The sequence below is a fragment of the Deinococcus sp. genome, from assembly GCF_025362455.1.
Lineage (GTDB): Bacteria > Deinococcota > Deinococci > Deinococcales > Deinococcaceae > Deinococcus.
Genome location: NZ_JANYGJ010000192.1, coordinates 1 through 12,715, shown reverse-complemented (window position 1 = coordinate 12,715; position 12,715 = coordinate 1). Strand labels below are relative to the sequence as shown.

The window sequence follows — 12,715 nt, the reverse complement described above, 5'->3', positions numbered from 1 at the left end:
AAGCTGTAAGTCCTACGCAAGACTACGCGACTATACTGGGCGACATGCCGGTCTTTGAATATCGCGTGCGTGATCGCAGTGGCAAGATTCTGAAATCTCAGGTCGAAGCCGATACCGTTGCTCAGGTGCGCGATTCACTGCGCGCCAAGGGCCTCCTCATCGTCGATATCAAGTCCCCCAAATCGGGCCTTCAGGGCGATATCAATATTCCGGGCCTCAACCGCCCACCCGGACTCAAGGCTATCGCCATCTTCTCGCGCCAGCTCGCGACCCTCATCAATGCCGGTGTGCCGCTGGTCCAGTCCTTGACCATCATGCAGCGCCAGCTTGAGCACAAAGGTCTGCAAGACATCGTGCGCAAGGTCCGTAACGATGTGGAAGCCGGTACGCCCTTTTCGGAGGCGATTGCCAAGTACCCGAAGGTCTTTAACCGCCTGTACATCAACCTGGTGCGCTCCGGCGAGACCAGCGGCACTTTGGACAGCGTACTGGAGCGTATCAGCGACTTTCAGGAAAAAGACCTAGCCCTGCGCGGCAAGATTCGCAGCGCCATGACCTACCCGGTGATCGTGCTGGTCTTCGCGCTACTGATTACCTACGTGCTGCTGACCACCGTGGTGCCCCAGTTCGGCGGCATCTTGCAGCAGCTCGGCGGCGACTTACCGGTCATCACCCGCGTGCTGATGGCCACCTCGGACTTCCTCAGAACCAAAATCTGGGTCATCCTGATCGTCGTGGTTCTGCTGGTCGTCGCCTATCAGCAGTACTACAAGACCGACAAGGGTCGCCACGTCATCGACGATTTCAAGCTCAAGGTGCCGGTCTTCGGCACGCTGATCAAACGCACCGCCATCGCCAGCTTCGCCCGCACCTTCGGCCTGCTTCTGAGCAGCGGCGTGAACATCATCGAGAGCCTGGACATCACCAAGGGCACGGCGAACAACGTCATCGTGGAAGACACCCTGGAAAACGCCAAGAACGTCGTGATGGTCGGCGAGCAGATGAGCGGCAGCCTGGGCGCGTCCCCGATCTTCCCGCCGATGGTGGTCAGCATGGTCGCCATCGGTGAAGAGACCGGCGCCCTGGACACCATGCTCGCCAAGGTGGCCGACTTTTATGACCGCGAGGTCGAGGAGGCCGTGGCCGGGCTGACCGCCGCCATCGAGCCGATCATGATTATCTTCCTGGGCGGCATCGTCGGCGTGATCGTGGCGGGCATGTTCCTGCCGATGTTCAGCATCATCAACAAGCTCAGCCAGTAAGCAAGCTCGGCCAGTAAGCCTCAACCGATACGCTTCAGGCAGCAAACACAGTTCGCAGGCAAATCGACGAGAATCAGCGGCGCCAGGAATGGGCCGCTGATTCTTACTGTCGGCAGCGGCTGATTCTTACTGTCGGCTTCTCACTGTCGGCGGCGAATGGGCCGGACACCAGGTGCGTCCGGCTCTGACTTCAACCTACCTCCGGGCCAGGCCGCGACATCCCAGCGTATCAGCCCCGAATTTTCCATAAATCAGGGGGAGATGAACGATCCTTGCTCGTTTGCGTGCTACCACACGATCCGGTCCATTCGCTCAATAGACCTCTGCGAAAATGGCAGACAGATGTGTAAATAGGTAAAACATAAATGAACACCGGGCGTTCAGATTGCGTCAGAGGCCATACTTCGCGCACGATAAGCCCCCTTATGTTGAAGGCCAGGAAATGCGATGTCATGCATTTCAAAGGGGAATACCATGTCCAGAAACCTGTTACTGACCACAGCGGCTTTAAGCTCGACCCTGATCCTCGGCTTCGCCTTCGCCCAGACCCCCAGCGCCGCAGGCACGACCACGTCCAGCGCGGCAGGCGGTATGACGCCCAGCGCCGCAGGTAACATGACCCCCAGCGCCATGAGCCCCAGCACCATGAGCATGGGCACCATCGCCGACATCGTGAGCAAGAACCCCGATTTCAGCACCCTGCTGACCGCCCTCAAGGCCGCCGGACTCGACAAGACCCTGGCCGGTAAGGGACCGTTCACGGTGTTCGCGCCCACCAACGCCGCCTTCGCCAAGGTGCCCAAGGCGACCCTGACTGCGCTGCTCAAAGACAAGGCCGCGCTGACCAAGGTGCTGACCTATCACGTGGTTGCTGGCAGCGTGAAGGCCGCCGACGTGGTGAAACTCAAGACCGCCAAGACCGTCGAGGGCTCCTCGGTCAAGATCGCCGTGATGGGCAGCAGCGTCATGATCGACAAGGCCAAGGTCACCAAGACTGACATCGTGGCGTCGAACGGCGTGATTCACGTCATCGACACCGTGCTGATGCCCGCCATGAAGTAACCGCCATGAAGTAACCGGGCCGTCGAAAGAGCCGCACTGCGAATTCAGGCAGTGCGGCTTCTTGGTGCCGTTTGTTCGTGCCGTTTGTTCAAGACTGACAACTGGGACCGTGAGGTTACTCCCGAACAAAGATGGCCTTCGCTGCGCACAGGAACAGGTTTTCACAGAACGACAGGTGTTTGAACCAGATTCCGGCTGACTCAGGTAGAGCGCACTGCGCTATCAGCCCTGGGTTCTTAGCCCTGGGTTCTCAGCCCTGGGTTCTCAGCCCTGGGTCCTGGGCAGCGGCTCGCCCGGCCCGACCTTCTTCGGCTCGCGGAAGGTGATGTGCTCCCACTCGCCCTCCTCACTGACCTGCAAGGCCGGATTTTGCGCCCGGAACGCCTCCACCACGGCCTGCACCAGATCGTCGGGCGTGCTGGCGGCGCTGCTGATACCCACCGCCTTGACGCCGCTCAGGTCGAGCCCGGCCAGATCGGCGGCGGTGTCGAGGCGGTAGGCACGCGGGCACAGATCGGCGGCCAGTTCCAGCAGCCGCATGCCGTTGCTGCTGTGGGTGCTGGTGAGTACCAGAAAGGCGTCCACCTGGGGCGCGATGCGGCGCACCTCGTCCTGACGGTTTTTGGTGGCGTAGCACAGATCCTCGCTGGGCGGAATAATCAGCGCCGGGAATCTGGCCTTCAGAATCGCCACCGTGCGGCGGGTGTCGTCCACGCTGAGGGTCGTCTGGGTCAGCACCACCAGCTTGTGTGCGTCGGGCACCTGCACGGTATGCGGGTCATGCAGCCCCTCGCCGGTCTTGCCGAGCACGCCCACGATGATGGTGGCCTCCGGCGCCTCGCCACTCGTGCCGATCACCTCCTGGTGCCGGGCGCTGTCGCCGATCAGCAAGATGGTGTAGCCCTCGCGGGCGTACTTTCTGGCCTCGGTATGCACCTTGGTCACCAGCGGGCAAGTCGCGTCGATGGTGGACAGCCCCAGCTCGCGTGCCCGCAGCCGCACGGCGGGCGAGACCCCGTGCGCCGAGAAGACGATGGTGTCGCCGCCCATCGGCAGGGCCTCCAGGGTGCTGAGGTCCTCGACGAAGTGGACGCCGTGCTGCACTTCGAGCCGCTCCACGACGGTGTGGTTGTGGACGATGCTGTGATAGACCGTCAGCGGCTTTTCCTCGGCCTGGGCGGCGTTTTCGACGGCCTGAATCGCCATCACCACGCCCGCGCAAAAGCCTCTGGGCTTGGCGAGAACGACGCGCTCAATCGTGCTGGACATATGAAGTCAGTCTAGCGGGGGCGTGGCGGGGGAAGGGTGTGATGGGGGGGCTTGTGGCGCGTGGCTTGTGGGAACAGACAGGGGCGTGGGAAGTCGGTGGTCCTGAACTATGTTGCTTACAAGGCGACAAAAACCCCGCCGGAGCGGGGAAAAACGTCCAGCCGTGTCTCTGGCAGTATCTACTTGTGGCAGCGTCTGTTTGTGGCAGCGTCTGTTTGTGGCAGCTTCTGTTTGTGGCAGCTTCTGTGCAATTCGAACGCACAACCTTCAGGTCCGCCATCTCGCTGCTCTGCCAGTCGAGCCAAAACGCTGCACTTCACTGCCTAGTATTCACTGCCTGCTTCTGGGGCCACCGGTGAGGGTCGAACTCACTGCCTCCGCGTCCACAACGCGGCGCTCTGCCTGCCGTGAGCTACGGTCACCACATGTATCCACATACCCACAGGGCTCAGTCTGAGGCACATCCTCACCTGGCGCCTGAACCAGACGGCCTAAGCGTGGTGGCGCAGCGCAGCCAGGACTGGCGCAGTTCAGATTCACGCCGAATTCACATAAGCTCCGTCTGCACTTCACACGGACGGTGCTACGGTCTGAGCAGGCGGAGCGCCGTCCGGTGCCGAGCAAAGCGTCTGTGCTGGATTATCGGTGCTGGATTATCGGTGCCGGACCATCGGTGCCGGATCATTGGTGCCGGATCATTGGTACTGGGTGACCCGTGCCCAACTGGAAGTGACGGATCATTATTTTGCACGGCAGCCCCCGGCACCGGACCTGCGCCTTCAATTCCGTACCTTCGATTCTGTACCTTCGGCACTTGACACGCAGATAGTAAGTGAGGCGATACTTATTTATGGCCAGGCCCCGCACCATCACCGACGAGCAGATCGTGGACGCGGCCCGCGAGGTCTTTCTGGAGCACGGGTTTTCGGCCACCACCGCCGAAATCGCCCGCCGCGCAGGGGTCTCGGAAGGCACGCTGTTCAAGCGTTTTTCGAGCAAGGAGGAACTGTTCGCCGAAACGGTGGGGCTCAACGACTACCAGCACTGGCACCACGAGGTCACGGCGCTGATCGGCCAGGGCGACATCCGGCTGAATCTGGAGCGGCTGGCCCACCTGTTTCTGGAGGCGGCCCGGCGCATCTTGCCCAACCTGATGCTGATGTGGTCGCGGGGCCACGCCCCATCCGTCAAGGCGCACGCCTGGCGCGATCCGGTGGCCGAGGACATCCGGGCGCTGAGCGCTTATTTCGAGGCGGAAACGGCCCTGGGCCGCCTGCGCTCCTTTGACGCCGAGGTCATCGCCACCGCGCTGATGGGCGCCCTGAGCACCTACGCCCACCGCGAACTGGTCAGAGGCCCGACCATCGAGGGCGAGCGCTTTGTGCGCGAGCTGCTGGACGTGCTGTGGCCGGGCCTGGAGCCGCCCAGCATCGGAAAGACCGTGACCTGAGCCCCACGCTCAGGGCTGACCCAGACGCCGCAGCCAGCCAGACGCTGCATCTATCCAGCCGCCGTATCTATCCAGCCGCCGTGCTCATCCAGCCGTGCTCATCCGAAAGTGAGTCGGCTCACGCCAAGGCAGAGCTTACCATTCAGTCGTCGCGCCTAGAGCAGTACTCCGAATTACGCCACGAGGAAAACAGCCTCCCCGCGCCTCCATTCTGCGCCTTGCTCAGTCAAAACTACTCGCTCCGCTCGGTCATAAAAAGGGTCTTTTTATGACATCTGCTCTAAGTGCCTGCCGAGACCTGACTATCCGCCCTGATTCCGAGTTCGGTATCCCGCTCCGAGGTGAACGCTTGAATGCCCCCCAGTCCCGATCACTACGAGATGTCCCAGGCCGCCTGACGCCCAGCCGCCCAGCACCCAGCCGCCCAACACTCAGCCGACTCGCGCTCGGACTGAGCCTGCTGCTGGCCTGTGCGCCGCTCAGCGCAGCCCAGAGTGCCGAGCCCGCCGTTTCCCCAGCCCCAGCCAGCCCAGTCCCGGCTAACCCAGCCCCGGCCAATCCAGCCCCGGCCAATCCGGTTACACCTGCTGCCCCAGCGGCTCCGGCCAGACCGCTGCTCAATCTGCCCAATCCACTGCTGACCTTCGGCCAGGTTCGCGCCGCCCTGCGCACCTCACCCGGCTGGCGCAGCGCCGAGGAGAGCTACAGGGCCGCGCAGCTCACGCTGGCCGCTGCCCGCGCCCGCAGCGGCCTGAACCTGACGGTGGGCGGCGACGCCACCGTGGGCAAGTCCCCGCTGGACACGGGCGACTGGAAAGCCAACGCCACCGCCACGGCGGGCCTGAGCGCCACGGTGTTGCCCTGGGGCAGCGCCAACGACCCGGTGCGCAGCGCCGAGCGCGCCCTGACCCGCGCCGGGTACGACCTACAGGACGCCCGGCTGAACCTGACCCTGAGCGCCGCGCAAAATTACCTGGCGACCCGCACCGCCGCCGCCCAGCAACTGCTGACCACCGCTCAGGCCGACCTGGCCGCCCGGCAACTGGCGGTGGCCCAGTCGCAGCGCACGGCTGAGCTGCTCAGCGCCGAGGGCCTGCTGGGCGCCCAGGGCAATCTGGACAACGCCCAGGCGCTGGCCCAGGACGCCGCCGCCAGCCGCAGCCTCAGCGAGCGCCAGCTCCTGAGTGACCTGGGGTTGGGACTCAGCGATCTGCCGCTGCTGCTGCCCAGTGCGCCTGAGCTGGGCGGCGAGCTTCCGGCACAAGACGGCCTGCTGGAACGCGCCAGTGCGGGCCGCAGCGAGATTCTCAAGGCCACCTCGGCGCTCGAAGACGCCCGCGCCGGACTGGCCAGCGCCCAGCGCGAGCGCTTCCCCGACCTGTCGGCCAGCACCAGTTACGGCGAGCTGGGTACCGGCGGCGGCGGGCGCACCCTGGGCGGCAGCCTGAACTTCAAGACCGGCGTGGCGGGAGTCAACCTGAGCTTGCCGACCAGCCGCGACGGCCCCGCCCTGGCCACCGGCCTGACCCTGGGCCTGTCGGGCAGCTTCAACGTGCTGGGCGGCCCGCAAAACGCCGCCATCGCCAGCGCCCAGAGCGGCGTGAGCAGTAGCGAGCTGGCGCTGCAAAGTGCCCGCACCAGCGTGGACCTCGACGTGCGTAAGACCTACAACACCGCCCAGAGCACCCGCCGCCTGGTGGGCGTGCAGCGCACCGCCCTGACCCGCGCCCAGACGGCCCTCAAGTCGGCGCAGGCGCGACTGGACGCCGGATTGATCACCAGCCTCGACGCGCTGGCCGCTGCCATTGCTGCCCAGAGCGCCCAGGTCGCCTTCGAGCAGGCCGTCAGCAACGCCTACCTCGCCGGGCTGCAACTCGCCAAAGCCAGCGCCGGACTCGACCCCGCCCTCATTCTCACCTCCGGAGCCCAGCCATGAATGACACCGCCATGAATGACACCCCCATGACTAACACCGCCATGACCAACCCCGCCGTAAACGACACCGCCCCGAATGGCGCCGCCCACGGCTCCAACACGGGCCGCAAGCTCAGCACCCTGGCGCTGCTGGTCACGCTCAGCCTGGCGGCGCAGGCCGGTGCCCAAAGTACAAACCTGGACCTGGGCAGCGCCGTGAGCCGCGCCCTGACCAGCGGCCCGGACGTCAGCACGGGCCGGGCCAACCTGCAAAAAGCTCAGGCCAACTTCAAGGCGGTGATTGCCGACCCCACCAGCCTCATCACCGACCAGACCGCCGCTCAGCAGACCTTAGGCAGCGCCAGCGTGGGCCTGAGCGGCGCCAAACTGAGCGTGCTCCAGACGGTGGTGACCCAGTACCTGAGCATCTACGAGGCCGAACTCAAAACCAGCCTGAATGCGGCCCAGGTCAACTTCTATTCCCGCAGCCTGCAAATCGCCCAGGCCCGGCTGGCCGCCAAGGTCGCCACCACCCTCGACGTCACCAAAGCCCAGAACAGCCTGGCCAGCAACCAGCAGGAACTCAGCGACGCCCGTGCCAGCCGCCCCATCGCCGAGGCCCAGCTCGCCAAGACGCTGGGGCTGGGCAAGGTCGCCCTGAGCGTCAAGGCGCCGCCCGCGCCCCCGACTCTGCGCGAGAGCCTGAGCGCCTTGCAGACCGGCCTGGAGTCCCGCCTGGGCACGCTGGTCCAGGCCGCCAACGCCGCGCAGCTCGCCGAGTTACAGGTCAAGGTCGCCAGCAACGACTACACCCCGGCCCGCACCCTCCAGGACGCCCAGACGGCCCTCGGCAACGCCGTGCGCGACCTCGACAGTGCCCGCAAAACCGCCAACACCGCCCTGAGCGACGCCTACCGCGCCGCCCTCAGCGCCCGCGAGGCCGCCAGCATCAGCGCCGCGAGCCTGGCCGCCCAGCAGACCACGCTGGCCCAGGCGCAGGCGAAACTCAAGGCCGGAACCGCCGCCGCCGTGGACGTGCAAAACGCCCAGGTACAGACCCAGGCCGCCCAGGTGGCGCTGGTCACCGCCCAGGACGCGCTCTGGAAGGCGCTGGCGGCCCTCTCGGTGGCCGCCGGTAGAGACATGACCGGACTGGCCCAGACCGGATCAGCGCAGACCGGATCGGCACAGTAATGACGGTCTGGCCGCCACCTTCCAGACACGGGTTGCGGCCTGGCGCCGCGCTGCTGCTCGGCACCGCGCTGCTGCTGAGTGCCTGCACCAAACCTGCCGCAACCACCCAGACCGATACCAAGACCCCCAGCGGCGCCTCCAGCACCAACAATCTCGACGCCGCGCCGCCCAAGGCCAGCGCCCTGAATGTCAGCGTGGTGCGGCCCAAACAGGGCAACCTGAGCGTGGCCCGGTCTTCGAGCGCCACCGTGAAAGCCGCGCTCGACAGCAACGTGGCGGCCCTGACCGGCGGCGCCGTGACCAAGGTGCTGGCCCAGGCCGGACAGAGCGTGCAGGCCGGGCAGGTGGTCGTGCAGCTCGATGACTCGACGCTCAGGCAGGCGCTCGACACCGCCCGCATCGGGCTTCAGAACGCCCAGATCAATCTGTCGCAGACCACCCGGAATACCTCGCAGGGCGACCCACAGCTTCAGTCGGCCATCACTGCCGCGCAGGTCAGCCGCGACAAAGCGGCCCAGGAGGTGCAGGCCAACCAGAAGCTGTTCACACTGGGCGGCCTCAGCGCCGCCGACCTCAAGACCTCGCAGGCCGCGCTGGCTCAGGCCGATTCGGCGCTCTCGCTGGCCCGCAACAACCTGACCCAGAACGGCCAGAGCGGGCAGAGCAGCCTGGCCCTGCTGCAAAACCAGGTGGCCAGCGCCCAGGTCAGCTTCAAACAGGCCCAGGAGAATCTGGCCAAGGCCAGCGTCCGGGCGCCCTTTTCCGGCACGGTGGCGAGCGTGGGCGCCAAGCTGGGCGAGTACGTCAACACCGGCACGGCGGTCTTTCGGCTGGTCAATCCCGGCAGCCTCAGCGCCGAGTTCAGCGTGGCGCCCAGCGACGCCGCCGTGCTGGGCACCGGCACCAAGCTCAACTTCAGCGCCGGGGGCAACACCTACCTGGCCCAGATCAAAGCCGGAGACCGGGTGGCCGGAACGGACCGACTGGTGCTGCTCAGCGCCCGGCTCTACGGCGCCAGCGGCCTGCCGGTGGGCAGCGTGGGCAGCGTGCGCTACAACGTCAAACTGGCGGGCGGCGCCCTGCTGCCGACGGGCGCCATTCAGAACGACGGCGGCAGCAACGCCGTGTACGTGGTGGGGGGCGGCGCCGCCGTGCGCACCCCGGTCAGGATCCTGGCCGAGTCGCAGGGCCAGGTGGCGCTCAGCGGCGTGCCCAGCGGCGCCCAGGTCATCTATCCGGTGCCGCCCAGCCTGCAAGACGGCGCCGGAGTCAGCGTAGGCACTGCGAAGGTAGGGAGCCCATGAACGACGACAACGGCGGCAAGCGCACATTCGGCTTCAGGCGCAAGGGAGACCAGGGGAAGCTAGACCTCGGTAAATCCGGCTCTGCCCCACACCCCACACCCCACGACCCACAACCCGGCTCCAGCGAACTCCCGCGCGTCAACCCCGCCGTGCGCTTCAGCGTGGCGCGGTACGTGTTCTCCATCGGCGTGTTCGTGGCGCTGGTGCTGTTCGGAATTGTCAGCACCACCCGGCTGGGCGTGGAACTGCTGCCCAACTTCGAGGTGCCGATTTTGTCGGTCAGCACCGGCTACAGCGGCGCCACGCCCGATCAGGTGGACCGCGAAATCTCGCGCAAGATCGAGGATTCGGTCAGCACCATCTCCGGCGTCTCCGACATTCGCAGCACCAGCGTCAGCGGCCAGAGCGCCGTCATCGTCACCTTTCAGAACGGCACCGATATCAACTCGGCGGCCAACAGCGTCTCGCAGGCGGTGGCGGCCATTCGCGGCACGCTGCCCGCCGACGCCGACGCGCCGATCGTTCGGAAGTTCGACCCCAACGCCCAGCCGATCATGACCATGGCGCTCCAGGGCGGCACGGCGCGGGCCGCCGACGTGACCACCTACGCCACCGATACCCTGGTGCCCAGACTCCAGCGCGTCAGCGGCGTGGCCGACATCGGCGTCTCAGGCGGCCCGGAGCGCCAGATTCAGGTGCTGCTCGACCCGGCCAGATTGCAGAGCTACAACCTGACCCCCGCCCGGCTGACCGCCGCCATCAGCGCCTCGGCGCTCGATCTGCCCGCCGGAACGCTGACCCAGAACGGCAGCTCGGTGGGGTTTTCGACCCGCAACACGCCGACCAGCGTGGCCGATGTCGGCAACATCGTGGTGGACCCCCAGACCGGCCTGCGGGTCGCCGATGTGGCCACCGTGCGCGACACCCTGGCGGCGGCCACCACCTACGCCCGCCTCAACGGCCAGCCTGCCGTGCTGCTCAATGTGCGTAAATCGTCGGGCACCAACTCGGTCTCGGTGGCCGACAATGTTCGTAAAAGTATGGAGAGCGTCAAGCTGCCGCCCGGCTACTCCCTGTCGCTGGCCTCCGACACCACCCGCACCACCCGCGCCACCGTCAACGACACCTTCAAAGAGTTCCTGATCGGCATCGCGGCGGTGGGCGTGGTCGTGCTGCTGTTTCTGGGGCGGCTCAACACCGTCTTCGCGGTGGTGCTAGCCATTCCCATCTCGATCAGCGCCGCGCCGCTGTTCTACAGCCTGTTCGGCTTCACCTTCAACCTGATTTCGCTGCTGGCCATCGTGGTCGCCATCGGTATCGTGGTGGACGACAGCATCGTGGTGGCCGAGAACGTCCAGCGCTACCGCGACCTGGGCTACTCGCGCCTGAACTCGGTGCTCTACGGCGGCTCGGAGGTGTTCAGTGCCGTCACCGCCGCCAGCTTCTCGCTGCTGGCCGTGCTGGTGCCGCTGAGCTTCATGCCGGGCATCCTGGGCCAGTTCTTCCGGCAGTTCGCGATTGGACTCATTGCCGCCATCGCCCTGAGCTGGCTGGAATCGCTGCTGTTCCTGACGGTGCGCATGGCCTACACCAGCGACCCGACCCCGATCACCTGGCGGCAGTTCGGCAAGCTGCTGGGCCGCTTCCCCGAAATCATCCGCTGGGCCTTCATGCGCAAGACGTTGTTGAGCACCTGGGGCCTGCTGGGCGTCGCCGCCTTCGCGCTGGTGCTGAACTTCGCCGCCAGGCCGCTCGGCCCGGCCCGTTTCGCCGCCGTGCTGCTGTTTCCGCTGGTGCTGGGCGTGGTGCGCTATGTGCTGATGGTCCTCTACGGCCTGCTGGAAGCCATCACCGCCAGCCTGCACGGCGTCGTCAACATCGGTGTGATGGCGCTGGCGCGCGGCTACGCCCGCTCGGTGGCCTGGGTGCTGCCGCGCAACTGGCTGCCGATTGTGCTGGGCGTGGTCTTCCTGGTCAGCATCGCCATTCCGATTACCAAAGTCGGCTTCGTCTTCACGCCCAAGAGCGACGGCGGCATCATCACGGCGGACCTGGGCCTGCCGGTGGGCACCAGCCTGGGGCAGACCAACGCCGCCACCCGCAAGATGGAGGCGTACCTGCTCACGCAACCGGATGTCAAACTGGTCTCGACCAGCGTGGGCAGCGGCTCCCGGCAGGGCAGCGGGGCGCAGCAGAGCGGACTAAACATCACCCTGACCGACAAAACGACGCGCCCCAGCATCGACGAGCTGGTGACCAGATACCAGACCGGCATCAAGAAGGCCCTGACAGGCGTCACCCTCGACACCCTGACCATCGCCGCCGAGCAGGGCGGCCCCGGCGGCACGGCGGACCTCAGCCTGGCCCTCAACGCGCCCAACCAGGCGGTGCTGGAATCGAGCAACCGCGCCCTGGTGCGCCTGCTGGGCAAAGACCGCAACCTCAGCAGCGTCAACAGCTCGCTGAGTGCCACCCGCCAGGAGCGCAACTTCGTGCCCAATCAGGCGGCGCTGGTCGGCTCCGGACTGACCACTTCGGATCTGGCCCAGGCGCTGCGGACCTACAACGACGGCACCGTGAGCGGCAGCTTGCGCGACGGCGACAAATCGCTGGACATCGTGGTCAAGCTCGATCCCAGCCTGGTGCAAAACGAGCAGTCGCTGCTCTCGCAGACGGTGTATTCGCAGAGCCTGGGCGCCAACGTGCCGCTGAGCAGCCTCGGAGCCTTCCGGCTTCAGCAGGCACCCGCCACCCTCAACCGCTTCAACAAATCGTACACCTCCACCATCGACATCAACCTGATCAAGGGCGGCCCCAACGCCTTTACCTACAAAAACCAGATCATCGAGAACGCCACCAAGGCCGGAATTCTCAGCGGCGGCGTGACACTGGGCGACGCCTCGAACCTCAACCTGACCGGCGACCTGGTGGTCTACGGCCCCGTCGTGGTGGTGCTGGCCATTCTGATGACCTACCTGGTGCTGGGCAGCCAGTTCAACAGCTTCCGTTACCCGCTGTACCTGCTGCTGCCGGTGCCGCTGGCCATCGTGGGCGCGGTCTGGACGCTGTTTTTGTTCAAGACCTCGCTGGACGTCATCACCATTCTGGGCATGGTCATCTTGCTGGGCCTGGCGACCAAGAACTCGATTCTGTACCTGGAATTCGTGGTGGACCGCATGAAGCACCTGAGCATCGAAAAGGCGCTGGTCGAGGCCGCCGAGCTGCGCTTCCGGCCCATCATCATGACCACCATCACCGTG

8 protein-coding genes and 1 tRNA gene are annotated in these 12,715 nt (G+C 65.8%); 7 read left to right on the top strand and 2 right to left on the bottom strand.

Annotation, left to right across the window (positions count from 1 at the left end; genetic code table 11):
- Nucleotides 1–44: 44 nt before the first annotated feature.
- Nucleotides 45–1,262: a type II secretion system F family protein gene (locus Q0R23_RS14035; RefSeq protein WP_293913961.1), complete on the top strand. Its 1,218-nt coding sequence runs from the start codon at nt 45–47 to the stop codon at nt 1,260–1,262.
- Between the two features lie 474 nt (nt 1,263–1,736).
- Complete coding sequence (locus Q0R23_RS14030) at nt 1,737–2,324, top strand: fasciclin domain-containing protein (protein WP_293913960.1); 588 nt, start codon at nt 1,737–1,739, stop codon at nt 2,322–2,324.
- Between the two features lie 264 nt (nt 2,325–2,588).
- On the opposite strand, the gene ispH is transcribed toward Q0R23_RS14030, so the two are convergent.
- Together ispH and Q0R23_RS14020 are read right to left on the bottom strand one after the other, a co-directional pair.
- Nucleotides 2,589–3,593 carry a 4-hydroxy-3-methylbut-2-enyl diphosphate reductase gene (gene ispH, locus Q0R23_RS14025; RefSeq protein WP_293913959.1) on the bottom strand — a complete coding sequence of 335 codons (1,005 nt, stop codon included), beginning with the start codon at nt 3,591–3,593 and terminating at the stop codon, nt 2,589–2,591.
- Nucleotides 3,594–3,937: 344 nt separating this feature from the next.
- Nucleotides 3,938–4,015, bottom strand: a tRNA-His gene (locus Q0R23_RS14020).
- Between the two features lie 428 nt (nt 4,016–4,443).
- Here Q0R23_RS14020 and Q0R23_RS14015 point away from each other — a divergent pair.
- From Q0R23_RS14015 to Q0R23_RS13995, 5 genes are all read left to right on the top strand, one after another.
- On the top strand, nt 4,444–5,043 hold the full coding sequence (locus Q0R23_RS14015) for a TetR/AcrR family transcriptional regulator (protein ID WP_293913958.1): 600 nt from the start codon (nt 4,444–4,446) through the stop codon (nt 5,041–5,043).
- 349 nt (nt 5,044–5,392) lie between these two features.
- Complete coding sequence (locus Q0R23_RS14010) at nt 5,393–6,979, top strand: TolC family protein (protein ID WP_293913957.1); 1,587 nt, start codon at nt 5,393–5,395, stop codon at nt 6,977–6,979.
- Between the two features lie 26 nt (nt 6,980–7,005).
- Complete coding sequence (locus tag Q0R23_RS14005) at nt 7,006–8,151, top strand: TolC family protein (RefSeq protein WP_293913956.1); 1,146 nt, start codon at nt 7,006–7,008, stop codon at nt 8,149–8,151.
- Entirely contained in the window at nt 8,151–9,455 is a 1,305-nt protein-coding gene (locus Q0R23_RS14000; RefSeq protein ID WP_293913955.1) for an HlyD family efflux transporter periplasmic adaptor subunit, read from the top strand. The genes Q0R23_RS14005 and Q0R23_RS14000 overlap by 1 nt, the downstream gene beginning before the upstream one ends.
- A partial coding sequence (locus Q0R23_RS13995) for an efflux RND transporter permease subunit (RefSeq protein WP_293913954.1) occupies nt 9,452–12,715 on the top strand: 3,264 nt, incomplete at its 3' end. The genes Q0R23_RS14000 and Q0R23_RS13995, both read left to right, overlap by 4 nt.